The sequence below is a fragment of the Streptacidiphilus sp. PB12-B1b genome, assembly GCF_014084125.1.
Taxonomy (GTDB): Bacteria; Actinomycetota; Actinomycetes; order Streptomycetales; family Streptomycetaceae; genus Streptacidiphilus.
Genome location: NZ_CP048405.1, coordinates 969,669 through 994,044, shown reverse-complemented (window position 1 = coordinate 994,044; position 24,376 = coordinate 969,669). Strand labels below are relative to the sequence as shown.

26 protein-coding genes are annotated in these 24,376 nt (G+C 71.6%); 11 read left to right on the top strand and 15 right to left on the bottom strand.

Going from position 1 to position 24,376, the window contains the following annotated elements; all coding sequences use genetic code 11:
• Positions 1-62 precede the first annotated feature (62 nt).
• The 3 genes from xseA (at position 63) to GXW83_RS04645 (ending at position 2,354) form a co-directional block, all read left to right on the top strand.
• On the top strand, positions 63-1,280 hold the full coding sequence (gene xseA / locus GXW83_RS04655; RefSeq protein WP_182441634.1) for an exodeoxyribonuclease VII large subunit: 1,218 nt from the start codon (positions 63-65) through the stop codon (positions 1,278-1,280).
• 72 nt (positions 1,281-1,352) lie between these two features.
• Positions 1,353-1,616 carry an exodeoxyribonuclease VII small subunit gene (locus GXW83_RS04650; RefSeq protein ID WP_182441633.1) on the top strand — a complete coding sequence of 88 codons (264 nt, stop codon included), beginning with the start codon at positions 1,353-1,355 and terminating at the stop codon, positions 1,614-1,616.
• Between the two features lie 132 nt (positions 1,617-1,748).
• The gene (locus tag GXW83_RS04645; RefSeq protein ID WP_182441632.1) at positions 1,749-2,354 is read left to right on the top strand and encodes a malonic semialdehyde reductase; all 606 of its coding nucleotides are present in this window, start codon (positions 1,749-1,751) and stop codon (positions 2,352-2,354) included.
• Positions 2,355-2,479: 125 nt separating this feature from the next.
• On the opposite strand, the gene GXW83_RS04640 is transcribed toward GXW83_RS04645, so the two are convergent.
• A complete protein-coding gene (locus GXW83_RS04640; RefSeq protein WP_182441631.1) occupies positions 2,480-3,061 on the bottom strand; it encodes a DUF4245 domain-containing protein in 582 nt (193 codons plus the stop codon).
• Between the two features lie 138 nt (positions 3,062-3,199).
• Between GXW83_RS04640 and glpX the strand changes: the two genes are divergently transcribed.
• Positions 3,200-4,249 (top strand): class II fructose-bisphosphatase, encoded by a 1,050-nt coding sequence (gene glpX / locus GXW83_RS04635; protein ID WP_182441630.1) that lies wholly within the window; start codon positions 3,200-3,202, stop codon positions 4,247-4,249.
• Positions 4,250-4,341: 92 nt separating this feature from the next.
• On the opposite strand, the gene GXW83_RS04630 is transcribed toward glpX, so the two are convergent.
• Together GXW83_RS04630 and GXW83_RS04625 are read right to left on the bottom strand one after the other, a co-directional pair.
• The gene (locus GXW83_RS04630) at positions 4,342-4,713 is read right to left on the bottom strand and encodes a WhiB family transcriptional regulator (RefSeq protein ID WP_370466554.1); all 372 of its coding nucleotides are present in this window, start codon (positions 4,711-4,713) and stop codon (positions 4,342-4,344) included.
• Between the two features lie 156 nt (positions 4,714-4,869).
• Positions 4,870-5,553 carry a DUF1707 domain-containing protein gene (locus GXW83_RS04625; protein WP_182441629.1) on the bottom strand — a complete coding sequence of 228 codons (684 nt, stop codon included), beginning with the start codon at positions 5,551-5,553 and terminating at the stop codon, positions 4,870-4,872.
• 132 nt (positions 5,554-5,685) lie between these two features.
• Between GXW83_RS04625 and GXW83_RS04620 the strand changes: the two genes are divergently transcribed.
• Positions 5,686-7,338 (top strand): fumarate hydratase, encoded by a 1,653-nt coding sequence (locus tag GXW83_RS04620; RefSeq protein ID WP_182441628.1) that lies wholly within the window; start codon positions 5,686-5,688, stop codon positions 7,336-7,338.
• 40 nt (positions 7,339-7,378) lie between these two features.
• Positions 7,379-8,209, top strand: coding sequence for a nucleotidyltransferase domain-containing protein (locus GXW83_RS04615; protein ID WP_182441627.1), 831 nt, complete (start codon positions 7,379-7,381; stop codon positions 8,207-8,209).
• Positions 8,210-8,214: 5 nt separating this feature from the next.
• Here the strand turns inward: GXW83_RS04615 and GXW83_RS04610 are convergent, their stop codons facing one another.
• The gene (locus GXW83_RS04610; RefSeq protein WP_182441626.1) at positions 8,215-8,547 is read right to left on the bottom strand and encodes a PCC domain-containing protein; all 333 of its coding nucleotides are present in this window, start codon (positions 8,545-8,547) and stop codon (positions 8,215-8,217) included.
• Positions 8,548-8,672: 125 nt separating this feature from the next.
• Positions 8,673-9,443 carry a RodZ family helix-turn-helix domain-containing protein gene (locus tag GXW83_RS04605; RefSeq protein ID WP_182441625.1) on the bottom strand — a complete coding sequence of 257 codons (771 nt, stop codon included), beginning with the start codon at positions 9,441-9,443 and terminating at the stop codon, positions 8,673-8,675.
• 387 nt (positions 9,444-9,830) lie between these two features.
• On the opposite strand from GXW83_RS04605, the gene GXW83_RS04600 reads away from it, so the two are divergent.
• On the top strand, positions 9,831-10,031 hold the full coding sequence (locus GXW83_RS04600; protein ID WP_182441624.1) for an ATP-binding protein: 201 nt from the start codon (positions 9,831-9,833) through the stop codon (positions 10,029-10,031).
• Between the two features lie 15 nt (positions 10,032-10,046).
• On the opposite strand, the gene GXW83_RS04595 is transcribed toward GXW83_RS04600, so the two are convergent.
• Positions 10,047-10,574 carry a hypothetical protein gene (locus GXW83_RS04595; protein ID WP_182441623.1) on the bottom strand — a complete coding sequence of 176 codons (528 nt, stop codon included), beginning with the start codon at positions 10,572-10,574 and terminating at the stop codon, positions 10,047-10,049.
• Positions 10,575-10,737: 163 nt separating this feature from the next.
• On the opposite strand from GXW83_RS04595, the gene GXW83_RS04590 reads away from it, so the two are divergent.
• Complete coding sequence (locus GXW83_RS04590; RefSeq protein WP_182441622.1) at positions 10,738-12,123, top strand: aspartate ammonia-lyase; 1,386 nt, start codon at positions 10,738-10,740, stop codon at positions 12,121-12,123.
• Between the two features lie 71 nt (positions 12,124-12,194).
• Here the strand turns inward: GXW83_RS04590 and GXW83_RS04585 are convergent, their stop codons facing one another.
• From GXW83_RS04585 to GXW83_RS04565, 5 genes are all read right to left on the bottom strand, one after another.
• Positions 12,195-12,533, bottom strand: coding sequence for a tetratricopeptide repeat protein (locus tag GXW83_RS04585; protein ID WP_182447078.1), 339 nt, complete (start codon positions 12,531-12,533; stop codon positions 12,195-12,197).
• Between the two features lie 131 nt (positions 12,534-12,664).
• Positions 12,665-13,636 carry a pirin family protein gene (locus GXW83_RS04580; RefSeq protein ID WP_182441621.1) on the bottom strand — a complete coding sequence of 324 codons (972 nt, stop codon included), beginning with the start codon at positions 13,634-13,636 and terminating at the stop codon, positions 12,665-12,667.
• An 11-nt stretch (positions 13,637-13,647) separates the two neighbouring features.
• The gene (locus tag GXW83_RS04575) at positions 13,648-14,316 is read right to left on the bottom strand and encodes an HNH endonuclease (protein WP_225446753.1); all 669 of its coding nucleotides are present in this window, start codon (positions 14,314-14,316) and stop codon (positions 13,648-13,650) included.
• A 44-nt stretch (positions 14,317-14,360) separates the two neighbouring features.
• A complete protein-coding gene (locus GXW83_RS04570) occupies positions 14,361-15,695 on the bottom strand; it encodes an AAA family ATPase (RefSeq protein WP_182441620.1) in 1,335 nt (444 codons plus the stop codon).
• Positions 15,696-15,710: 15 nt separating this feature from the next.
• The gene (locus GXW83_RS04565; RefSeq protein ID WP_182447076.1) at positions 15,711-16,625 is read right to left on the bottom strand and encodes a LysR substrate-binding domain-containing protein; all 915 of its coding nucleotides are present in this window, start codon (positions 16,623-16,625) and stop codon (positions 15,711-15,713) included.
• Positions 16,626-16,766: 141 nt separating this feature from the next.
• On the opposite strand from GXW83_RS04565, the gene GXW83_RS04560 reads away from it, so the two are divergent.
• Both GXW83_RS04560 and GXW83_RS04555 read left to right on the top strand, forming a co-directional pair.
• Complete coding sequence (locus GXW83_RS04560) at positions 16,767-17,321, top strand: peroxiredoxin (protein WP_182441619.1); 555 nt, start codon at positions 16,767-16,769, stop codon at positions 17,319-17,321.
• A 4-nt stretch (positions 17,322-17,325) separates the two neighbouring features.
• Entirely contained in the window at positions 17,326-17,865 is a 540-nt protein-coding gene (locus GXW83_RS04555; protein WP_182441618.1) for an alkyl hydroperoxide reductase, read from the top strand.
• Between the two features lie 43 nt (positions 17,866-17,908).
• On the opposite strand, the gene GXW83_RS04550 is transcribed toward GXW83_RS04555, so the two are convergent.
• From GXW83_RS04550 to GXW83_RS04535, 4 genes are all read right to left on the bottom strand, one after another.
• Positions 17,909-19,249: an AI-2E family transporter gene (locus GXW83_RS04550; RefSeq protein ID WP_182441617.1), complete on the bottom strand. Its 1,341-nt coding sequence runs from the start codon at positions 19,247-19,249 to the stop codon at positions 17,909-17,911.
• Between the two features lie 379 nt (positions 19,250-19,628).
• The gene (locus GXW83_RS04545; RefSeq protein ID WP_370466553.1) at positions 19,629-20,156 is read right to left on the bottom strand and encodes a transglycosylase SLT domain-containing protein; all 528 of its coding nucleotides are present in this window, start codon (positions 20,154-20,156) and stop codon (positions 19,629-19,631) included.
• A 676-nt stretch (positions 20,157-20,832) separates the two neighbouring features.
• The gene (locus tag GXW83_RS04540; RefSeq protein ID WP_225446752.1) at positions 20,833-22,170 is read right to left on the bottom strand and encodes a PhoH family protein; all 1,338 of its coding nucleotides are present in this window, start codon (positions 22,168-22,170) and stop codon (positions 20,833-20,835) included.
• 201 nt (positions 22,171-22,371) lie between these two features.
• On the bottom strand, positions 22,372-23,163 hold the full coding sequence (locus tag GXW83_RS04535; protein ID WP_182441615.1) for an isoprenyl transferase: 792 nt from the start codon (positions 23,161-23,163) through the stop codon (positions 22,372-22,374).
• 144 nt (positions 23,164-23,307) lie between these two features.
• Here GXW83_RS04535 and mgrA point away from each other — a divergent pair, with 144 nt between their 5' ends.
• Positions 23,308-24,363: an L-glyceraldehyde 3-phosphate reductase gene (mgrA, locus tag GXW83_RS04530; RefSeq protein WP_304940949.1), complete on the top strand. Its 1,056-nt coding sequence runs from the start codon at positions 23,308-23,310 to the stop codon at positions 24,361-24,363.
• The last annotated feature ends 13 nt before the right edge of the window (positions 24,364-24,376 follow it).

Genomic DNA, 24,376 nt, shown 5'->3' with positions numbered 1-24,376 from the left:
GCCGCGCGCGGGCGGATCAGCGGGCGGCCGGGGTGTCGCAGGCGGGGGCTACGCTCGGGCGTATGCCTCTGGACAGCTCCGCCGAAGCAGCGATCCCGGTCGGCCGGGTCTCCCGACTCATCGGCGGCTGGGTCAGCCGTCTGGGCGCGGTCTGGGTGGAGGGGCAGATCACCCAGCTGAGCCGGCGGCCCGGCGCGGGCGTGGTGTTCCTGACCCTGCGTGACCCCTCGGAGGACGTCTCGCTGGCGGTCACCTGCTACCGCGCGGTCTTCGATCCGGTGGCGGACCTGGTCGGCGAGGGCTCGCGGGTCGTCGTCCACGCCAAGCCGGAGTGGTACGGGCCGCGCGGGACGCTGTCGCTGCGCGCCGCCGAGATCCGGCTGGTCGGCCTGGGCGATCTGCTGGCCCGGCTGGAGCTGCTGAAGCGCACCCTCGGCGCGGAGGGGCTGTTCGCCGCCGAGCGCAAGCGTCCGCTGCCGTTCCTGCCGCAGTGCGTGGGGCTGGTCACCGGCCGGGCCTCGGCCGCCGAGCGGGACGTGCTGCAGAACGCCCGGCGGCGCTGGCCCGCCGTCCGCTTCGAGGTCCGCAACGTGCCGGTGCAGGGGGTGCGGGCGACGGCGGAGGTGATCGCGGCCGTGCAGGAGCTGGACGAGCACCCGGACGTGGACGTGATCATCGTCGCCCGGGGCGGCGGCAGCGTCGAGGACCTGCTGCCGTTCTCGGACGAGCGGCTGGTGCGGGCCATCGCGGCGGCCCGGACGCCGGTGGTCAGCGCCATCGGCCACGAGCCGGACCAGCCGCTCCTCGACTACGTCGCCGACCTGCGCGCCTCGACCCCGACCGACGCCGCCAAGCGGGTCGTCCCGGACGTCCGCGAGGAGCTGGCGCGGGTGCACGGGCTGCGCGACCGGGCCCGCCACGGCATCCGCCACCGGCTCGACCGGGAGCAGGGCGGCCTGGAGTCGCTGCGCAGCCGCCCGGTGCTGGCCGCTCCGCGGCGGATGGTGGACGAGCGCGCCGCCGAGGTGGCCGCGCTGCTGGAGCGCTCCCGGCGGACCCTGGACCACCGGCTGGACCGGGCCTCGGGCGAGCTGGCGCACACCCTGGCCCGGGTGGTCGCGCTCTCCCCGGCGGCGACGCTGCGCCGCGGCTACGCCGTGCTGCAGCGCGAGGACGGCGCGGTGGTGCGCGATCCGGTCCAGGTGGCCGCCGGGGAGGCGCTGCGGGCCCGGGTGGCCGAGGGCGGCTTCACGGTGACGGTGGCCGCCGACCCGGCGTAGCGGCGGGCGCGGCGCGGCCGGAGGCGGCCGGACGCGGCGGGGTTGTCAGCGGCCGCCCCTACGCTGGGTGCCATGACGAAAAAGCCGGACAGCGTGGTGGCCGCGTCGGCCGTGGACGACGCCCTGGGCTACGAGCAGGCGCGGGACGCGCTGCTGGAGGTGGTGCGCAAGCTGGAGACCGGCGGCACCTCGCTGGAGGAGTCGCTGGCGCTGTGGGAGCGCGGCGAGCAGCTGGCCAAGGTCTGCGAGCGCTGGCTGGACGGCGCCCGGGCCCGGCTGGACGCGGCGCTGGCGGAGGGCGAGGGCCCGGAGACGGCCGAGGAGGAGGACGCGTAGCCGGCACGCAGGAGGGCGGCACGTGACGTACATCACTCAATGGCGTACAGCTTTGGAAATAGTTGAAACTTCATCTAAGTTGAACGAGGCAAGCGGCACCAGCGCCGCTCCGGATTCCACTGAGGTGTACCCATGACTGTTGCAGACGCGCTCGTGCTCGACGCCGCCGCCCAGGACCTGCTTTTCCGCGAGGCCCGTACCGCAAACACCTTCACGGACGAGCCGGTGACCGACGAGCAGATCCAGGCCGTCTACGACCTGGTCAAGTACGCGCCGACCTCGATGAACATGTCGCCGCTGCGCGTCGTCCTGGTCCGCTCGGACGACGCCCGCGCCCGCCTGGTCTCGCACATGGCCGACGGCAACAAGGAGAAGACCGGCAAGGCCCCGCTGGTCGCCATCCTCGCCGCCGACCACGAGTTCCACGAGGAGCTGCCGAAGCTCTTCCCGCACTTCCCGCAGGCCAAGGACCTCTTCTTCGCGGAGCGCCCGGGCCGTGAGGCCGCCTCCACGCTGAACGCCACCCTTCAGGTCGCCTACTTCATCCTGGGCCTGCGCGCGGCCGGCCTGGCCGCCGGCCCGATGACCGGCTACAACGCCGACGCCATCAACAAGGACTTCTTCCCCGACGGCGACCACTCCGTGCTGGCCGTCGTCAACATCGGCAAGCCCGGCGAGAACGCCTGGTTCCCGCGCAGCCCCCGGCTGGAGTACGACGAGGTCGTCAGCACCGTCTGATCCGGCCCCGCTCCGCCCCGCGGACGCACAGTGCCCCGACCGGGACCACCCGGTCGGGGCACTGCCGTGTCCGCACGTGTTCGCGCTGCCGTGTCCGCGCTGCGGCGGCCGTAGCGGGCAGCCGGTCAGCTGCTCCTGAGCGTCGCGGCGAAGGCGTCCATGGCGGCGAAGGACTCGGTGCCGGTCACCACCGTCGTCACCTTCGGCGTCTGCAGCACCAGCGCGCGGTAGTCGCTGCCCTGGTAGTGGCTCCAGGTCACGCCGTCGATGGTGCTGACGCCGGCGACCTTCACGCCGCCGGTGGTGACACCGGCGATGAAGTCCGACGCACCGCCGTTGCTCTGCTGCACGGAGACGTACTGCCGGCTGGGGTCGATGTAGCCGAGCGTCCAGACCGCGGCGTGCGGGTCCGTGCCGTTGTAGTCCACCGCGGTGGCGGTCCAGCCCTTGGGCAGGCCGACCGGCGCCAGCACCGGATAGGGCGCGACACGCCGGGCCGAGGCCACCGACGAGCCGATGCCGCCCTCGACGGCGTGCACGCCGTTGCCGCCGGAGTGCGGGATGAAGTAGTAGATCACCAGGCCCGCCAGCATGACGGCGGCCAGGGAGAGCACCATGTCCCTGACCGACTTGGCGCCCATTCCCGGGCGCTTCTGGGTGGTGGTGGGGGCCGTCCCGGCCTGCGCTGCCGCGTTCTGAGTTGCCACGCGTCCATGGTGGCCCATGGCCCCTCCGCGCCCGGGCACCGGGGGGTACGTGCCGCGCGCCACAGACATTTCCGCAGGTGGAAGATACGATCACAGGACCCTCATCCGGCCGTCGTCGTACAGAGAGGTACGGGACCGATGACCGAGCACCACCAGCACCACCAGCACAACCTGCCTTCTTCCCTGGAGGTCGCTCCGGAGGCGCCTGACCGCAACCTCGCCCTCGAGCTGGTCCGCGTGACCGAGGCCGCCGCCATGGCGGCCGGTCGCTGGGTCGGCCGCGGCGACAAGAACGGCGCGGACGGCGCCGCCGTGCGCGCCATGCGCACCCTCGTCCACACCGTGTCGATGAACGGCGTCGTCGTCATCGGCGAGGGCGAGAAGGACGATGCGCCCATGCTCTTCAACGGGGAGCGGATCGGCGACGGCACCGGCCCCGAGTGCGACGTCGCCGTGGACCCGGTGGACGGCACCACGCTGACCGCCAAGGGCATGCCCAACGCCGTGGCCGTCCTGGCCGTGGCCGACCGGGGCACCATGTTCGACCCGAGCGCCGTCTTCTACATGGACAAGCTGGTCGCCGGAGCGGAGGCGGCCGGACAGGTCGACATCACCGCCCCGGTCGAGCACAACGTCCGCGCGGTCGCCCGGGCCAAGGGCTGCGCGCCCGAGGACGTCACCGTGGTCGTGCTGGACCGGCCCCGGCACGAGAAGCTGGCGGCGGAGATCCGCGCCACCGGCGCCCGGATCAAGTTCATCTCGGACGGCGACGTCGCCGGTGCGGTCATGGCGGTGCGCGAAGGCACCGGCGTGGACCTGCTGCTCGGCGTCGGCGGCACCCCCGAGGGCATCATCGCGGCCTGCGCCATCAAGTGCCTGGGCGGCGTGATCCAGGGCCGGCTGTGGCCCAAGGACGAGGCCGAGCGGCGCAAGGCGCTGGACGCCGGGCACGACCTGGACCGGGTCCTGCACACGGACGACCTGGTGAGCGGCGAGAACGTGTTCTTCGTGGCCACCGGCATCACCGACGGCGAGCTGCTGCGCGGGGTCCACTACAAGGCGGAGACCGCCACCACCAGCTCGCTGGTGATGCGCTCCAAGAGCGGGACGATCCGCCGGATCGAGAGCGAGCACAAGCTGTCGAAGCTGCGGGCGTACAGCGCCATCGACTTCGACCGCGCCCGCTAGCCGACCGGTCGGACGCCAGCCGACCGGTGGGACCGCCGCCGCCGGATGACGTGTGCGGAAACGTTCATGCCGGAACGTTCATGCCGAAACGTTCATCCTGCGGCGGCGACCTGGCTGCCGACCCGCGCCGCCTCCCGGAGCTCCTGCTCCCGGCGGCGGCGCCGGGCCAGCACCACCCGGCGCTCGGCGGCGGTCAGCCCGCCCCAGACGCCGTACGGCTCCGGCTGCAGCAGCGCGTGCTCCCTGCACTCCAGCAGCACCGGGCAGCGCCCGCACACCCGCTTCGCCTGCTCCTCGCGGGACAGCCGCGCCGCCGTGGGCTCCTTGGACGGCGCGAAGAACAGCCCCGCCTCGTCGCGGCGACAGGCCGCGTTCGAATGCCAGGGGGTGTCATCCGCAGAACCGGTTCGTACCGGGACGTGTGGACGGTTCGCGTCCAGACGGGCTTCTATCGGATGAAGCACAGCTCACTCCTGACGACAGGCCTGGGAGGGGTCCACACCGCCGTACGACCCAGCACTCCGCTGCCGCGCGGCGAGGCGATGTGAGCCAGGATCTACCCCGCCGACGAACCATCCATGCCTGACGCCCGCAATCCGATGAACGGACCGTCAGACCTTCTAATCCTCAAGGCGCTTGCGCAGCGCGGCCTTCAGCTTGCTCGGCCGCTTCTGCTTCGCCTCGACCCCGCCGAACACGCAGACCGACTTCACCGTCACCACCGGCCCGGCCGGATCGGTGCCCTCCTGCTGCTTGATGTCGGACCCGCCGAAGATGCCTATGCCGCCGCCGCGCAGGGTCACGTGCTCGGGCACCCTGATCTCCACCCCGCCGAACACCGCCGTGCAGTGGATCACCAGCTCCGGCTCGTCGAAGACCGCGTCGGACAGGTCGATCTCCACCCCGCCGAAGACCGCCACCGCCTTGATCCAGGCCCCGGCCCGGAACCGCCCGCGGCGCTCCGCCCCGCCGAAGACCGCGATCATCCGCGGGTCCTCCTGGCGCGCCGAAGGGTCCGCCTCCGGCGTCCGGAACACCGGCTTCGCCGGTGCCGGGGCCGCCGCCTGATGCACCTGGCCGTGCGTCGGCAGATCCCGGGTCAGCGGCACCAGCTCGCCCAGGGTCTTGGCCGCGTAGACCGAGTCCACCCGCTCCGAGTGCTCGTCGGCGGTCAGCCTGCCCTCCGCGTACGCCTCGCGCAGCGCCTCGGCCACCCGCTCGCGGTCGGCGTCGGAGGCCCTCAGCTCCAGTGCGGGGTCCGCGTACGGCTTCTTCAGGGGATCCGGAAGGGATGAGTTGTCCACAGCGTGAGGATAGTCACCCGGGTACTTGCCGGGACAGCCCCGGCCCGGGGCCCACGACCCGGCCCGGACTGCATACCCTGAACGGTGCGCGCCGACGACGACGCCCCCGCCCGACCCGTGAGGAATGCACTCATGCCCGACTTCGCCTACACCGACCTGCTCCCGCTCGGCGCGGACCCCACCCCGTACCGGCTGCTCACCACCGAGGGCGTGAGCACCTTCGAGGCGGGCGGGCGGCGCTTCCTGCAGGTCGAGCCGGAGGCCCTGCGGCTGCTGGCGGCCGAGGCGATGCACGACATCTCGCACCTGCTGCGCCCCGCGCACCTGCAGCAACTGCGCCGCATCCTGGACGACCCCGAGGCCAGCCCCAACGACCGCTTCGTCGCCCTGGACCTGCTGAAGAACGCCAACATCGCGGCCGGCGGCGTCCTGCCCATGTGCCAGGACACCGGCACCGCCATCGTCATGGGCAAGCGCGGCCAGAACGTCCTCACCTCCGGCGCGGACGAGTCGGCGCTCTCCCGGGGCATCTTCGACGCCTACACCAAGCTCAACCTGCGCTACTCGCAGATGGCCCCGCTGACCATGTGGGACGAGAAGAACACCGGCAGCAACCTGCCCGCCCAGGTCGAGCTGTACGCCACCGACGGCGACGCCTACAAGTTCCTGTTCATGGCCAAGGGCGGCGGCAGCGCCAACAAGTCGTACCTCTACCAGGAGACCAAGGCGATCCTCAACGAGGCGTCGATGATGGCCTTCCTGGAGGCCAAGATCCGCTCGCTGGGCACCGCCGCCTGCCCGCCGTACCACCTGGCCATCGTGGTCGGCGGCACCAGCGCCGAGTTCGCCCTGAAGACCGCCAAGTACGCCTCCGCGCACTACCTGGACACCCTGCCCACCGAGGGCTCCGCGAGCGGCCACGGCTTCCGCGACGTGGAGCTGGAGGCCCGCGTCCACGAGCTGACCCAGAAGATCGGCATCGGCGCGCAGTTCGGCGGCAAGTACTTCTGCCACGACGTCCGGGTGATCCGCCTGCCCCGGCACGGCGCCTCGCTGCCGGTCGCCATGGCCGTCTCCTGCTCCGCCGACCGGCAGGCGCTGGCCAAGATCACCGCCGAGGGCGTCTTCCTGGAGCAGCTGGAGACCGACCCGGCCAAGTACCTCCCGGAGACCACCGACGAGCACCTCGACGACAACGTCGTCCGGATCGACCTCAACCGGCCGATGTCCGAGGTCCGCAGCGAGCTGTCCAAGCACCCGGTCAAGACCCGACTCTCGCTCACCGGCACCCTGGTCGTCGCCCGCGACATCGCCCACGCCAAGATCAAGGAGCGGCTGGACGCGGGCGAGGGCATGCCGCAGTACCTCAAGGACCACCCGGTCTACTACGCCGGCCCGGCCAAGACCCCCGAGGGCTACGCCTCCGGCTCCTTCGGCCCCACCACGGCCGGGCGGATGGACTCCTACGTCGACCAGTTCCAGGCCGCCGGCGGCTCCATGGTGATGCTCGCCAAGGGCAACCGCTCGCAGCAGGTCACCGACGCCTGCGCCAAGCACGGCGGCTTCTACCTCGGCTCCATCGGCGGCCCGGCCGCCCGGCTGGCGCTGGACTGCATCCGCAAGGTCGAGGTGCTGGAGTACGCCGAGCTGGGCATGGAGGCGGTCTGGCGGATCGAGGTCGAGGACTTCCCGGCGTTCGTCGTCGTGGACGACAAGGGCAACGACTTCTTCGCCAACCCCGGCGACGACCAGCCGCTGATCACCCGCATCCCGGTCCGCGGCTGACCGCCCGCAGCCGACCGTCCCCGACTGACTGTCCCCGACGATGACCCTGCGCCCCGGCCTCGACCACGAGGGCTGCTTCCTGCGGGAGGGCTCACTGAGCCGCGTCCCCGCAGCGTTCGCCCCCGTGGTCGAGGCCGTCCGCGCCCGGATCACCGCCGCCTTCGGCCCGCCGGGCGGCCCCCGCCTGCACAGCGCCTACCTGTACGGCAGCATCCCGCGCGGCACCGCGATCCCCGGCGTCTCGGACCTGGATCTGCTGCTGGCGTTCCGTCAGGAGCCGTCCGAGGACGACAGGTCGGCCGTCCGGGCGCTGAACGCCGAGGTGGACGCGGCGTTCCCGCAGATCGACGGCGTCGGCACCCTCGCCTACGGCGTCGACACGCTGCTGAGCGAGCTGGAGCGCAACGACCTCGGCTGGTTCGTCTCCCGGCTGTGCACACCGCTGCTCGGCGACGACCTGTCCGACCGCCTGCCGCGCTACCGGCCCACCTCCCTGCTTGCCCGGGAGACCAACGGCGACCTCGCCGAATTCCTCCCCCGCTGGCGCGCCCGCGCCACCGCCCCCGACGCCACCGAGGCCGACCTGCTGGCCCTCTCCCGAGGGGCCTCCCGCAAGACCGTCCGCACCGGCTTCACCCTGGTCATGCCCCGCTGGAACGGCTGGACCAGCGACCTCTCCCGCTCCGCCGAGGTCTTCGCCCAGTACTACCCGGCCCGCGCCGCCCAGATGCACGCAGCCGCCCGCACCGCCCGCACCCCGTCCCCCGACCGCGCCGCCCTCGCCACCCTCACCGACGACCTAGGCCCCTGGCTCGCCACGGAATACACCACCCTCCACGGCACCAAGACCCCCCGGCCCTATCCGACCTGACCGGCTCAGAGCCGGAGCAGATAAACATGCACGGCGTAGAGCCCGCCCACCTCGGCCGCCTGCAGATGTCCCGCGACCGCCTGCCCGCCGTCCAGACCGCAGGTGACACGGATATTCGGAACACCGTCCACGATCTCTCCGTTGCCGGAGAGTTCGGCGAAGCGTCCCGAAGTGAACACGGCCTCGCGCGGGTGGTCGGCCCTCATGGTCGACACGGTGAAGGAGCACACGGCGCCGACCACGGAGACGACGGCCGCGTCGGCGATTCCCCGCTCGGCCACTGCGACGGTGAGCGCCTCGACCAGATCGCCCCTCTGAGCCAAGCTGATCAGCTCCACGCCCGCCCCCGTTCACGGCCGCTCGTGAGGCACGCGCTGCGCCCCATCCGCCCCGGTTTTGACTGTTCCCCGCACTGCCCCAGGCCAGAGCATAAGTGAACCCCCTTCTGCCGGTGCAGCGTTGTTCATTCCGGGGGACGGCTATAGGCGTCCAGGGTGGCCTTGGAGGTGGAGGTGTCCCGAAAGACCAGTTCCCAGGGTCCGGTGTTCACGTCGAAGTCCTTGCCGAAGCCGACCCACTTGCCGGACATGCGGCGCCCGGTCGGGTCCACCAGGAGCTGGACCGCGCCGTGGTAGCGCGCGCCCTGGTAGTAGCCGTTGGCTGCTGTCTGTTCGGTCCAGGTTCCGGTGACGACATTGAGGTCAACCGTCAGATCCAGCGACAGCGGGGAGTCCGCGTTGCTGGACGCTCCCGCCAGTGAGCGGCCGGTGAGGCGGTTCCCGTGCTGGTAGAGCACGACGTAGTGCCTGCCCTCGTAGCTGCCGTCTCGGCCGGACGAGAAGAACTCGTAGCGGCTGAGCCAGATGCCGTTGAAATTAAGGGAGTTGGGAAAGACCGCAGGCTGCGGGGAGGCAGCCGGGACAGGCGTGATGCCGTCCTCCCCCGGGGCCAGGTCATGGCCTCCGCTTCCGTCGCTGCTGACCCGCGCCATCGGTGCAGGCGGGGCGAAGCCGAGGGACTCCACCGGGAGGCCGGTCACGCCCTCAAGAGCCCGGGTGTAGACGGGGCGTGGGAAACGGCTGATGCCCGCCTCCCAGCGCTGCACCAGCCGCTTGGAGGCGTCGTTCGGCTGCCCGACCGACAGCCCCCAGTCCCTCAGTGCCTTGGCGAGATCGTCCTGGCTGAGGCGCAGGCTCACCCTGACTGCGCGCAGGGTGTCGTTCGGCGTCGTCATAGCATCCACCCTAGGGAACATCGGGCTCCTATGACACCGAATTGACGCCTTCGAGTGACGCCCAGCCGACGTCTCGCATGCCGTCGCACTGTCCGAATCCCGGCCTAGATCCTGATAGTCCGATATCGGATGGTTCGGCAAGGAGCATCGCATGGCAGAGACCGTGGACCGGACAGAGCAGCCAACCGAGTTGCACGGGACGGCGTCCCGTCTGTGGGCGCGGCATCGGGCGTCGGTGCCTCGGATCAGGCAGGAGCTAGTGACCGTGCTGCAGGTCTGCGGATACGGACAACTGGTGGAGACAGCCGCGCTGTTGACCACCGAGCTGGTGACCAACGCGGTGGTGCACGGCCGGGCTCCGGGGGGCGGGGGATCGGGGTGCGGTATGTGCTGTCGCAGGGGACGGTGCGGGTGGAGGTGTCGGACGCGTGCAGCGCGGTGCCGGTGGTTCGCGGGGCCGATGAGCCGGAAGTGGCCGACGGCGGGCGGGGGTTGGTGCTGGTGGAGGCGCTGGCGCAGGCGTGGGGGGTGGAGCTGCTGACGCACGGTATCGGGAAGACGGTGTGGTTCGAGCTGGTGGACCGGTGAGACGAGCCAGCCCTGTCAAAGGAAGTTGACGACCAGCCAGACGACGGACGTCACCAGGGCGAGCCCGGCGCAGACCATGCCGGTCACCAGCAGGACGGTGCCGACGAGGTCGATCGTGTCGGCGACGCCGTCGAAGACCCAGCCGAGGGCCAGGACGCCAAGTCCGAGCAGGGTCGCCAGCAGGAAGACCAAACCGGCTGCGAAGGCGGCCTTGGGGCCGTCGGGGATGTAGATCTGGTTCTCCGGGCCGCGCAGGACGGCGTAGGTGGCGCCGGTGCTGAGGCTGCCGTCCTGGTAGTAGGCGGGGTCGATGACGGTGTGGCCGTCGTCGGAGTCGTAGCGGCCCGAGCAGGTCGTGGTGTTGCCGCTGGTGTCGTCCTCGGTCACCTGACACCCGGTCACGGTGAAGCTGCCGGGCTGTCCGGACCAGCCGGCCTCGGAGAGGAAGTTGCGGACCGTCCACAGGCCGCCGAAGGCCGCCCCCGCCAGCAGCACCGCGACCCACAGCAGGGCGGCTGCGGCCCTGACGCGGTTTCCAGGCATCGTCGGCTCCCCCGTCGCCGGTCCCGTGCTCATGGCGTACGACGTTCGATGCGCACGCCGGAGTTCCCGCAGCGCGGGCCGACACGCCCGGCGGGCGCGCAGCGGGGGCAGGAGGGGAACAGAGGAGAGGCTGCTGTCGCTGTCGACACTGGAGGTATGGACCATGAGTGAGTTCCGGATCGAGCACGATTCGATGGGCGAGGTGCGGGTGCCCGCGCGGGCCAAGTGGGGGGCGCAGACGCAGCGCGCAGTGGAGAACTTCCCGATCTCCGGCCAGCGGCTGGAGTCCGCGCACATCGCCGCGCTGGCGCGGATCAAGGCGGCGGCGGCGACGGTGAACGCCGGACTCGGGGTGCTGGACAAGGCGACAGCGCAGGCCATCGCCGAGGCGGCCGAGGAGGTCGCCGAGGGCCGGTGGGACGCCGAGTTCCCGATCGACGTGTTCCAGACCGGCTCGGGCACCTCGTCCAACATGAACACCAACGAGGTGATCGCCGCGCTGGCGAGCGAGCGGTTGGGACGACCGGTCCATCCCAATGACGAGGTCAATGCCAGCCAGTCGTCGAATGACGTCTTCCCCAGCTCCATCCACATCGCCGCCACGGCAGCGGTCACCGGGGACCTCGTCCCCGCACTGGAGCACCTCGCGGCGGCGCTGGAGCGCAAGGCCGAGGAGTTCGCCACGACGGTGAAGTCGGGGCGGACGCATCTGATGGACGCCACGCCGGTCACCCTCGGACAGGAGTTCGGCGGGTACGCCGCGCAGGTCCGCTACGGCGTGGAGCGGCTGCGGGCGACGCTGCCCCGGGTCGCCGAACTGCCGCTGGGCGGAACCGCCGTGGGCACCGGCATCAACACCCCGCCCGGCTTCTCCGCCGCCGTCATCGCCGAGGTCGCCCGGGTCACCGGGCTGCCGCTGACGGAGGCCCGCAACCACTTCGAGGCGCAGGGCGCGCGGGACGCGCTGGTCGAGCTGAGCGGGCAGCTGCGGACCGTCGGCGTCGGCTTCACCAAGATCGCCAACGACCTGCGCTGGATGGGCTCCGGCCCGCGCACCGGCCTGGGCGAGATCAACCTGCCCGACCTGCAGCCGGGCTCCTCGATCATGCCGGGCAAGGTCAACCCGGTCATCCCGGAGGCCGTGGTGATGGTCGCCGCGCAGGTCACCGGCAATGACGCGGTGGTCGCGGCGGCGGGCGCGGCCGGCAACTTCGAGCTCAATGTGATGCTGCCGGTGATCGCCCGCAACCTGCTGGAGTCGATCCGGCTGCTGGCCAACGTCGCCCGGCTGCTCGCCGACCGGACCGTGGACGGCATCACCGCCAACACCGACCGGCTGCGCGAGTACGCCGAGTCCTCCCCCTCCGTGGTGACCCCGCTGAACCGCTGGATCGGCTACGAGGAGGCCGCCAAGACCGCCAAGCAGGCCCTGGCCGAGCGCAAGACCATCCGCCAGGTGGTCCTGGAGCGCGGCTACGTCGACCAGGGCAAGCTCACCGAGGAACAACTCGACGCCGCCCTGGACGTCCTGCGGATGACCCACCCATAGCCCGCCGTCGGCAACGGCCCCGGCCTGGAATCAGGCCGGGGCCGGGCGGAGCCGTAGGACAGCGGCGGCCGTCAGGCGGCGTGGAGGGCGGTGTCCATGGCGGCGGCGAGGCGGAGGTGGGGGAGGGCCTCGGCGGGGCGGCTCTGGCGCTGGAGGGTGCGGCCCAGCATGAAGTGGGCGTACGCCTCGACCGGGTCGCGCTCCAGGATGCGCCGCAGCTCGGCCTCCGCCCGGCCCAGCTGGGCGGAGTGGTAGTACGACCGGGCCAGCAGCAGCCGGGCGGCGGTGTTGGCCGGCTCCTGGGCGACGACCCCGACCAGGATCAGGGCGGCGTCGCTGTACGCCTTGGAGTCGAAGAACAGCTGGGCCCGGGCGTACTCCGCGGCGAGGGTGGGGCTGGAGGAGTGCATGTACACGTCCGGTTCCTCTCGTTGCGGCCGAAACTGCGGTGGATGGCATGGACAACCATCCGTGCGGTAGCGGCATTCCCGGGCCCGAACGCGCCGCAGCGGGACGCGCCGCAGCGGGGGCGCGGGCGGCGTCAGCGGGCGCGGCCGCGGGGCTTGAGCGGGACCGGGGGGAGCGGCGGGGCGAGCAGGCGGGCGCCCTGGTAGCCGTGGACCTCGCCGAAGGAGCCGGCGGACGGGCTGTTCCAGGCGTCGCGGGCCTCGGCGATCTCCTCGCCGGTGCGGGCCACGAAGTTCCAGAACATGACGATCTTCTCCTCGAAGGGCTCGCCGCCGAGCAGCAGCAGGCTGCTGTCGGTGACGGCGCGCAGCGGCAGCCCGGTGCGGCCGCAGCCGAGGTACAGCAGCGCGCCGGGCTCGACCCGGACGCCGTCGACGTCGGCGGCGCCCGCCATGGCCAGCACCGCGTACTCGAAGTCGGGGTCGAGCGGGAGCCGGGCCGAGGCGCCCTCGGCGAGGGTGAGGTCCGCGCCGACCAGCGGCGAGTAGGTGGCGCCGGGCGAGAGTGCGCCGTCCAGCTCGCCCAGGATGACGGTGGCGTGCAGGCCGGGGGCGGCGACCTCGGGCAGCACCGGGTGGTGCTCGAAGTGCGGCTCGGTGTGCCGGTGCTCGCCGGGGAGCGCGACCCACAGTTGCGCGCCGTGCAGCAGCGGGCCGTGGTCGCGCGGGGACTGCTCGGAGTGCGCGATGGCGCGGCCCGCCGTCATCAGCCCCAGCTCGCGCGGCCGGACAGTGGCCACGCTGCCGACGCTGTCGCGGTGCTGCACCTGGCCGTCGTGCAGCCAGCTGACGGTCTGCAGCCCGGTGTGCGGGTGCGGGGCCACCTGCATCCCGGGCTCGTCGGTGATGTCGTCCGGGCCGTAGTGGTCGACGAAGCACCAGGCGCCGATCATGCGGCGGCCGAGGTTCGGCAGCAGCCGGCGGACCACGGTGCTCTCACCGAGCGGGACCTGCTTGCCCGTCAGCAGCTCGTGCACCGGCGTGCCCGACACGTCCTGCCGCCCGCCGCAGACCCGCGCCTGCGGGGCGGTCTCAAGGTTGCTCATGGTCACGCACCCTATGCGAGCAGCACGGTGAGCCACCGCAGGCTCTCCAGCTCCCGGGCGCCGAGGACGACCGCTGCTCCCGGCCGGTCCTGGACGGTCTGCATGGCGTGCAGCACGTCGGCGAACGGTTGCACCCGGAGCGATTCGGCGACCTCCATGGCCTCGTCGTCCTCGCCCGCCTCGATCAGCCCGCCGAGGTCCCGGAGCATCGACCGGCAGCGGACGAACGCCTTGGCCCGTCCGCGTTCGAGGGACGGCCGGGCCAGTCCGAAAACCTCGATGGTGGCCTGCCCCTTGGGCGTCCGGGCCTGGTACTCCCCCGTGCGCAGGACGAGTTGGAGGTGCAGTGCGGGGTCCTCACTGGTCGGGTCGACCAGCAGGCAGTGGCCCTCCGCGTCCACCGGGAAGCGGTCGCGCTTGTGGTTGCTGTTGCAGTGGGTGCAGGCCAGCAGATGGTTCATCCAGGCGAACGCCTTGAGCGGGGCAAGGCTGAGCGGCTCGAAGTGGTCGATGGAGGATCCCTGGCTGTCGCCGCAGTACATGCAGCGCTGGACGCCCGGCGCCATGCCCTCCAGCACCTCTCGCAGTTGGCGTCGTAACACATCGGCGTTGGACCAGGCGCGACGGGCGCGGTCGCCGGACGCGCCCTGGCGGGAAAGGGCGGTGGTGCGAGCGGCCAAGCGGCGCTGCAACTCCCTTTCCAGAGGCGGACGCCGGAGCGGGATCACCGGCCGCGCGCCAGTCGGCCGGCCACCTCGTCGACCCGGGCGCTGAGGGAGCTGTTGAGTCTGCTGCTCAGCGCCTCGTACTCGGCGAGCTCGTCCCCGGAGGCGTCGCCGCTCAGCACCCGGCCCTCCAGATCGCCGATCCGACGGCGGGCGTCCTCGGCGACCGCCGAGTAGGGGGTCTCCAGGCCGAACAGCTCCGACATGATCGCGTCGTCGCCACTGCCGTAGACGACCCTTCGGTACAGCTCCTCGTCGACGACCTCGGGGGCGGTGCCGTCGGTGGCGGAGCCGAGGCGGATGAGGCCGCCGGGGTCGGCGGCCTGGCAGATGTAGGGGCTGTGGGTGGTGACGACGAACTGGACCCGGGGGAAGCGGGAGGTGAGCCAGTAGCCGATCCGCTGCTGCCAGGTGACGTGCAGGTGGGCGTCGACCTCGTCGATCAGGACGATGCCGGGGCGGACGACGGCGACGTGGCCGTCGTGGCGTCCGAACCAGGTGCCGGGGTCGTCCTGGGCCAGCTCCCAGACCAGGGAGACGGCGAGGGCCACGGCGGTGCGGACGCCCTGGCTCATCTCGGCGAGCGGGAACTCGCTGCCGTCGGCGGCCCGCACCGAGAGCCCGTCGGAGGAGACCCCGGCGACCTGGAGGCCGTCCGGGAGCAGGCCGTCGGCGAGCAGCGCGATGACCGCGTCCCTGGTCTCCTGCGCGCCGGTGTTGCCCTCCAGGCTGCGGTGGTCCAGGTCCACGAGCCAGGCGACGCCCTCGGTCAGGGCGGCGTCCTCGCTGAAGAGGCTGGTGAAGGCGCGGCCGTCCCGGCGGGCGTTCTCGGACATCCGGCGGAAGGGGCCGAAGCCCGAGACCGTGCCGAGCAGGGCGAACTCCCATTCGGGGTCGGAGAACGGGCCCGCCGGGGCGCCGTCGGCCGTCGGCGCCGACCCGGTGCGCTCCCAGACGACGTTCGGCCGGATCTGCTCCCGCCCGGGGGTCACCACCCAGGTGCAGGTGACGTCGATGTCGCCCTGCTCCGCGCAGGAGTCGATCCGGCCGCTGACGGTGGCGGCGGCGTCCCCGGTCCCGGCGAGGGTCAGCTCGATCCGGCCGGGGTCGGCCGAGCGCCAGGAGGGGAGGTCGGGGACGAGCGGGTACGCCTGGGCCGGGGAGAGCAGGGCGACGGCGACGGCCTGGAGCAGGCTGGTCTTGCCCGAGCTGTTGCGTCCGGCCAGGACGGTCCAGCCCGCGTGGCTGCCGTCCGGGCGGGTCAGCGTGAGATCCACCGCCCGCGAGCCCCGGAAACCCTTGATGCCGTCGATCCGTACACGCGACAGGTACACCTGCGCCACCTCCTGTCAGCAGACTAGCCGCACCGGCAGGGCCTGGAGGGCGTCGCGGAGGGCGGCGGCGAGGCGGTGGTACTCGGGGGTGCGGGCGGAGCCGGGGCGGTGGGTGAGGCCGATCCGGCGGCCGGGGGCGGGGGCGGCGAAGCGGGTGGTGGCGAGCCGGTCGGAGCGGCCGGTCTCGACCGCGACGGCGGCGGCCGGGAGCAGCGTCACGCCCAGACCCCCGGCGACCAGCTGCACCAGGGTGGGCAGCCCGGCGGCGCGGGTGCCGCCGGGGGCCTCCCGGCACAGCTCCAGGGCCTGGTCGCGCAGGCAGTGGCCCTCTTCGAGCAGCAGGACGTCCAGGTCCAGCAGCAGGTCGCGGGGGACGCCGGTGCGCCCGGCGAGCCCGTGGCCGGTCGGGGTGACCAGGACGAAGTCCTCGTCGTACAGCGGGATGTCGGTCATCCCGGGGCCGCCGGGGAGGGCCAGGACCAGGACGTCCAGCCTCCCGGAGCCGAGGCCGTCGAGCAGCCGGGCGGTGCGCTCCTCGTGGATGTGGAGTTCCAGCTCGGGGTAGCTGTCGCGGGCCAGCCGGAGCACGGTCGGCAGCAGGTAGGGGGCGACGGTGGGGATGACGCCCAGGTGCAGCGGGCCGGTGAAGGGCAGCCGGGACGCCTCGACCTCCTCGGTGAGGGCGTGCAGTCCGGCGAGCACGCCGCGCGCGTGGTCGGCGACGCGCTCCCCCAGCGGGGTGATGATGACCTTGCGGGTGGTGCGCTCGACCAGCTGCGCCCCCAGTCCGTCCTCCAGCGCGGCGACGGCCCCGGACAGGGCGGGCTGGCTCATTCCGATCGCGGCGGCGGCGTCGCGGAAGTGGCGGTGCTCCACGACCGCGACGAAGGCCCTGAGCTGGGCGGGCGTGGGAGTGCGGGCCTTGCTGATAACTTCCTCCGATCAATGGGATCCAGTGTAGCTATTTCACTGATCAGTACGCGATGTGTCACGGTAGGGCAGTCTGCGGCCCCTGGCGACCCCGGTGAGACCCGGACGAAACCCCTCAATCAGAACCAAGAAGGAGCGAACGTGCTCACCATCGGTGACAAGTTCCCCGCGTACGACCTGAACGCCTGCGTCGACCTCGACGCGGACCGGGCCTTCGCCCAGATCAACCACAAGTCCTACGAGGGCAAGTGGCGGATCGTCTTCTTCTGGCCGATGGACTTCACCTTCGTGTGTCCCACCGAGATCGCCGCCTTCGGCAAGCTGAACGAGGAGTTCGCCGACCGCGACGCGCAGGTCCTCGGCGTCTCCGGCGACTCCGAGTACGTGCACCACGCCTGGCGCAAGGACCACAAGGACCTGCGCGACCTGCCCTTCCCGATGCTCGCGGACGTCAAGCACGAGCTGATGCGGGAGTGCGGCGTCGAGGGCGAGGACGGCACCGCGCAGCGCGCCGTGTTCATCGTGGACCCCAACAACGAGATCCAGTTCGTCATGGTCACCGCCGGTTCCGTGGGCCGCAACCCCAAGGAGGTGCTGCGGGTGCTGGACGCGCTGCAGACCGACGAGCTGTGCCCGTGCAACTGGAACAAGGGCGAGACCACGCTCGACCCGGTCGCCCTGCTCGCGGGCGAGTGACGCGGTGGCTCTCGATGAACTCAAGGCCGCGCTGCCCGAGTACGCCAAGGACCTGAAGCTGAACCTCGGCTCGGTCGTCGGCAACTCCGACCTGCCGGCCCAGCAGCTCTGGGGCATGGTGCTGGCCTGCGCGATCGCCTCGCGCGGCGAGCGGGTGCTGGCTGAGCTGGAGCCGCAGGCCAGGGCGGAGCTGAGCCCGGAGGCGTACACCGCGGCCAAGTCCGCCGCCGCGATGATGGCCATGAACAACGTGTACTACCGCACGCTGCACCTGCTCTCCGACAAGGAGTACGGGACGCTGCGGGCCGGGCTGCGGATGAACGTCATCGGCAACCCGGGCGTGGAGAAGGTCGACTTCGAGCTGTGGTGCCTCGCGGTCTCCGCGATCAACGGCTGCGGCCAGTGCCTGGACTCGCACGAGCAGGTGCTGCGCAAGGCGGGCGTGGAGCGGGAGACCGTCCAGGCCGCGATCCGGATCGCCTCGGTGGTCCAGGCCGTCGCGGTGACGCTGGAGGCCGAGGGACGCCTGCCCGCGCAGGCGTAGCAGTAGCCGACAGCGCCGGGCCCAGGCCCCGACCCCCGGGAGTTCAGCTCTCCGGGGTCGGGGCCTCGCCCGTGTCGGCGGCGGTGGCGCGGGCCTCGGCCTGGGCGGTGAGCAGGGCGACCCGGACGTCCTCGCCCGCGCGCTGGCGGGCCTTGAGGTAGCCGACGGTGGTGTTGGTGACCGCGACCAGCGGGACGGCGACGATGGCGCCGCCGATGCCGCCGATGATCGAGCCGACCGTGACCGACAGCACCACCGCGATGGGGTGGACCCGCACCGCGCGGCCGAGGATCAGCGGCTGCAGCAGGTGCCCTTCGATCTGCTGCACGGCCAGCAGCACCACCAGCACCATCGCCGCGGTGAAGACGCTCTTGGTGACCAGCGCGATCAGCACCGCGATCGTCCCGGTGACCAGCGCGCCGACCAGCGGCACGAACGCGCCGAGGAAGATCAGCACGGAGACCGGCAGCGCCAGCGGCACCCCGAGCAGGAAGATGCCGATGCCGATGGAGACCGAGTCGATGAAGGCGACCAGGACGGTCCCGCGGACGTAGGCGCTCAGCGTGGACCAGGCCCGGGGGCCGGCGCCGGCCATGGCGATCCGGGCGGTGGGCGGGAACAGCTTCAGCAGCCAGCCCCAGATCCGGGCGCCGTCGTAGATCAGGAAGAAGGTGCAGAACGCGGCCAGGAACACCCCGGTCACGATCTCGATGACGATGCCGACGGTGGAGAAGCCGAAGGAGGTGATCTGGTCGCTGTTGGAGCCCACGGCGTTCTGCAACTGCTTGACGAACTGGTTGATCTGGGTGTCCGTCAGGTGCATGGGGCCGTGCGTCAGCCAGTCGTGGATCTGCGCGATGCCGGACTGGACCTTGGTGGTGACCTCGCCCAGGTTGGTGCTGACCTGCCAGCCGACGAACCAGCCGACCAGCCCTATCCCGATCAGGCCGCCGACGAAGGTGACCGCGGCGGCCAGGGCCCGGGGCAGGCCGAGGCGCTGCAGCCGGGAGACGGTGGGCTGCAGCAACGCGCTGATGAGCAGGGCCGCGACGAAGGCGAAGGCGACGATGCGCAGCGTCTGCACAACCTGGAACAGGACGTACAGGCCCGCGCCGACGATCAGCAGCCGCCAGATGATCTCGGCGGAGACCCGCAGGCTCCAGGGCACGGCCTCGCTGGGGCTGGTCGCCAGGGCCGGGAAGGCCGGGCCGCCGTGCGGATCGGAGAGCACGGGCGCGGGGTGCACCGGCGGCGGGTCGTTGCGGTGCTCGGCCTGGTGGATGTCGTGCTCGGCCGCCCGGCGGCCGCGCTCCAACCGCTCGGAGATCCGCCGCGCGGCGGAGGCCCCCCAGGCCCTGAGTCCCTCTCGCCCCTCGCCCGACATCGCCGTTCGCCCCTTCGCCCCGCCTCGGTGCTGCGCGTACTTCTCGCACCGAACGGTACCGGTAGGGGACGACCGCACCGGGGACGGCCCACCGCTTGGACGGCCCGGCGGCGACCCGGCCCGTCGGATTATCCGGTCATTATTATCGAAATCGGGTTTACCCCTCGGAACACGGGGGGACGACCACCCGTGAGGCCGCCCCGCACACAGCGGCCGTTCCGTGGGAGAGATAGGAAGCCCCCGATCGGACAGGGATCGGGGGCTTCCACACGTTTCCGGGCCGTGAGGCCGGGCACGAGATATTCAGTGACGGCAGTACCGGGCCGCCGTCACGGGCACCGGGCGTCCTGGTGAACCGGGCGCATCGGTACCGGATGTCCTAGTACCAGCTGTGCGCCTGCCAGAACGACCAGGCGCCGCACGGGCTGCCGTAGCGGGAGTCCATGTAGCTGAGGCCCCACTTTATCTGCGTGGCCGGGTTGGTCCGCCAGTCGGAGCCGGCCGAGGCCATCTTGTCCCCGGGCAGGGCCTGGACCAGGCCGTACGCGCCGGAGGCGGCATTGGTCGCGGTGTAGTTCCAGCCGCTCTCGCGCGTGACGATCTCGCTGAAGCAGCCGAACTGGGTGGCGTTTCCTATGATCGACTCGGCCAGGGCCTGCACCGTGCCGGGGGCGTAGGTCTGCGCCAGCTGGGTCCGGCTCGCCGCGGCGGCGTTGGCCGCGGCCTTGGCGTCCGCCTTGGCCTTGGCGATGGCGGCGGCCTTGGCGGCTGCTGCCTTCTCGGCGTTGGACTTGGCGGTCGCCGCGTGGGCGGCGGCGAGGCGGGCGGCCTGGTCCGCGGCCTTCTGCGCGGCGGCGGTGGCGTCCGCCTGCTGCGCGTTGGCCTGCAGGGCGAGGTTGTCGCTCACCGTCTGCGCCTCGGTGCCCGAGGGGACGTCGGCAAGGAGGGTGCTTCCTGCGACGTCGGTCGCCGAGGCGGCCGACGCTGGGGTTGCATGGGCAACGCCGACCACAGCTCCTACAGCAGTGACGGCGGTGGCGGAAGCCACAGCCACACCTCGAACCGAGATCCGGTTCACACGGTTTCCTTCCAGCGTCGTCCGTGTGGTGACCTCACGGACGAACCCTGCCCCTGGCGCTGGCCTCCCCCTGCACTGGTCACGGGAGACGCGGGCCCGTACGCCCCGGTGGGAACGGGACGCTGGTGGTTCTCGGGCGGCGTACGGCCTGTATGCCGTTTTCAGTTGTGGTGACTCGCACACACCGTCATCGACTCGATGACGCCGTTCACCCTTGCGGGTGCCCAATCACGCCGTACGCGGGGCCTGACAGAACCCACACCATGCCCGACGGGGACGCGCGGACGCAATTCTCAGTTGCGTGGCGAAGCTCACATGGCGTACGAGAGGGAAAGATGTGCGATTGCCCTACTGAAACATCGCTGGAATGGTTACGATCGGACAACTTTGCCTGCGCCCGGCGGTACAAGTCGCGTCATACCGCCGGAAATCGGGGCATCCCCGGCGACGGACGCGGAACTGCCGGTCCAGGCCGAACCAGGACCGGCAGCCGTTCCCGCGCACGTCAGCCGGGGATGTCCTCCAGCATCTCGGTCACCAGCGCCGCAATCGCCGAACGCTCCGAGCGCGTCAGGGTGATGTGCGCGAACAGCGGATGACCCTTGAGCTTCTCCACCACCGCGACCACCCCGTCGTACCGGCCCACCCGCAGGTTGTCGCGCTGCGCGACGTCGTGGGTGAGCACCACCCGGGAGCCCTGGCCGATTCTGGACAGCACCGTCAGCAGGACGTTGCGCTCCAGCGACTGGGCCTCGTCGACGATCACGAAGGCGTCGTGCAGCGAGCGGCCCCGGATGTGGGTGAGCGGCAGGACCTCCAGCATGCCCCGGGCCAGCACCTCCTCGATCACGTCCGGCGTGGTCACCGCGGAGAGGGTGTCGAAGACCGCCTGGGCCCAGGGGCTCATCTTCTCCGACTCGGAGCCGGGCAGGTAGCCCAGCTCCTGGCCGCCGACCGCGTAGAGCGGGCGGAAGACCATCACCTTGCGGTGCTGGCGGCGCTCCAGGACCGACTCCAGGCCCGCGCACAGCGCCAGCGCGGACTTTCCGGTGCCGGCCCGGCCACCCATCGAGATGATCCCGATCTCCGGGTCGAGCAGCAGATCCAGCGCGATCCGCTGCTCGGCGCTGCGGCCGCGCAGTCCGAAGACCTCCCGGTCGCCGCGCACCAGCCGCACCCGGCCGTCCGGGGTGACCCGGCCGAGCGCCTTGCCGCGCTCGGAGGTCAGCACCAGGCCGGTGTGCACCGGCAGGTCGCGGGCCTCGGGCAGGTCCACCCCGCCGCCGCCGTGGTCGGCACCGCCGAACAGGGAGTCCACCTGCTCGCCGGAGACCGCCAGCTCGGCCATCCCGGTCCAGCCGGAGGTGATGGCGAGCTCGGCGCGGTACTCCTCCGCGAGCAGCCCCACCGAGCTGGCCTTGACCCGCATCGGCAGGTCCTTGGAGACGACGGTGACGTCGTACCCCTCGGCCTGGAGGTTGCGGGCCACCGCCAGGATCCGGCTGTCGCTGTCCCCGAGGCGGTAGCCCGCCGGGAGCACGGACGGATCCGTGTGGTTCAGCTCGACCCGGATCGTGCCGCCGATCTCGCCCACCGGGATAGGGGCGTCGAGACGGCCGTACCGGATCCGGTAGTCGTCCAGCAGGCGCAGCGCCTGCCGGGCGAAGTAGCCGAGTTCCGGATGGTGCCGCTTGGCCTCCAGCTCGGTCACCACGACCACCGGGAGCACGACTTCGTGCTCCTCGAAGCGGGTCATGGCGACCGGGTCGGCCAGCAGCACGCTGGTGTCGAGGACGTACGTGCGCCGGTCATGCAAACTCCGGCGGCTCTTGGAGCTGACCACAGGGCCTCCCGGGCGGATGACCTGCTGTCATCCGCGGCTCACCGCTCCCTTGCGGCCCCGTTGGCCGAGGTCACGGTCTGCTCTGGGTATTCCCATGCGCCCCGGAACCCATGCCATCCGACCCGAACTGAAGCCTCATCATCATCAGCCGTTCAGACAAGCAGGCGATCGGCCCGCCGCAGGAGGGGTCGGCGACAGGTTTCAGCCACCGAAGCGGCGCTGCCGGGCCGCGTAGTCGCGCAGCGCGCGCAGGAAGTCGACCTTGCGGAAGGCGGGCCAGTAGGCCTCGCAGAAGTAGAACTCGGAGTGGGCGCTCTGCCAGAGCAGGAAGCCGGACAGCCGCTGCTCGCCGGAGGTGCGGATGACCAGGTCCGGGTCGGGCTGGCCGCTGGTGTAGAGGTGCCGGGCGATGTGCTCGACGTCGATCATCTCGGCCAGCTCCTCCACCGAGGTGCCCAGCGCGGCCTGTTCCTGCAGCAGCTTGCGGACGGCCTCGGCGATCTCGTGCCGACCGCCGTAGCCCACGGCCACGTTGACGACTATCCCGCTGCGGTGCGCGGTGGCCTCGTCGGCCGCCTTGAGCACCTCGGCGGTCTGCGGCGGCAGCAGGTCCAGCGCGCCCACCGGGTGCACCCGCCAGCGTCCGTCGGCCACCAGGTCGCGGACGGCCTGCTCGATGATGCCGAGCAACGGGACGACCTCCTCCTGCGGGCGGGTGAGGTTGTCGGTGGACAGCAGCCACAGCGTGACCACCTCCACGCCGGTCTCCTCGCACCAGCCGAGGAAGTCGGGGATCTTGTCGGCGCCGCTCTGGTGGCCGTCCACGGTGGACATCCCCGCGGCGCGGGCCCAGCGACGGTTGCCGTCGAGCATCACGCCGACGTGGCGGGGCACTCTGCTCCTGTCGAGGTGGGCTTCCACGCGCCGTCCGTAGAGGCCGTACGTCAGCTGCCGAAGCACCGGCGTACGTCGGATCACCGCGCCCAGATCCATGTTCCTACTCGCCCCTCTGCCTACTGCTCGCCCGAGGGCACACCCTACTCCCGGGGTATGAGAGACATGACAAGCAACTGGTCACGAGTATTGTTCACTGGACATACAAAAGTCGGACCAACCCGCTGTGAGAGGTGTGCCCCGATGATCCCAGCTCCGTACCGGGCCGCAGAGAACCGCTACGACGGCACGGCACAGGCCGGCGCCATGGCCTACCGCCGGACCGGGCGCAGCGGGCTGAAGCTGCCCGAGATCTCGCTCGGCCTGTGGCACAACTTCGGCGACGACAAGCCGCTGGAGACCCAGCGGGCGATCCTGCGCCGCGCCTTCGACCTCGGCGTCACGCACTTCGACCTGGCCAACAACTACGGCCCGCCGTACGGCGCGGCCGAGGCCAACTTCGGTCGGCACCTGGCCGCCGACTTCCGCCCGTACCGGGACGAGTTGGTCATCTCCACCAAGGCCGGGTACGACATGTGGCCCGGCCCGTACGGGGAGTGGGGCTCGCGCAAGTACCTCACCGCCAGCCTGGACCAGTCGCTGAGCCGGATGGGCCTGGACTACGTCGACATCTTCTACTCGCACCGCTTCGACCCGCAGACCCCGCTGGAGGAGACGATGGGGGCGCTCGCCTCCGCCGTCCAGCAGGGCAAGGCGCTGTACGTCGGCATCTCCTCCTACAGCGCGGAGAACACCCGCAAGGCCGCGGCCATCCTGCGCGGGCTCGGGGTGCCGCTGCTGATCCACCAGCCCTCCTACTCGATGCTGAACCGCTGGATCGAGGAGGACGGGCTGCTGGACGTCCTGGCCGAGGAGGGCGCGGGCTGCATCGGCTTCGCGCCGCTGGCCCAGGGCATGCTCACCGACCGCTACCTGCACGGCATCCCGGAGGGCTCGCGGGCCTCGCAGGGCAAGTCGCTGGATCCGGCGGCGCTGACCGAGCAGACCCTGTTCAAGCTGCGCGCCCTGAACGACATCGCGGCCAAGCGCGGCCAGTCGCTGGCGCAGCTGGCGCTGAAGTGGCTGCTGCGCGACGAGCGGATGACCTCGGCGCTGATCGGCGCCTCCTCGGTGGCGCAGCTGGAGGCCAACATCGCCTCGGTGCAGGGCGAGCCGCTGTCGGATGAGGAGCTGGCCGAGATCGACCGCTACGCGACCGACGCGGACATCAACATCTGGTCGGCGTCCAGCGAGGACTGAACAACCGGGCAGA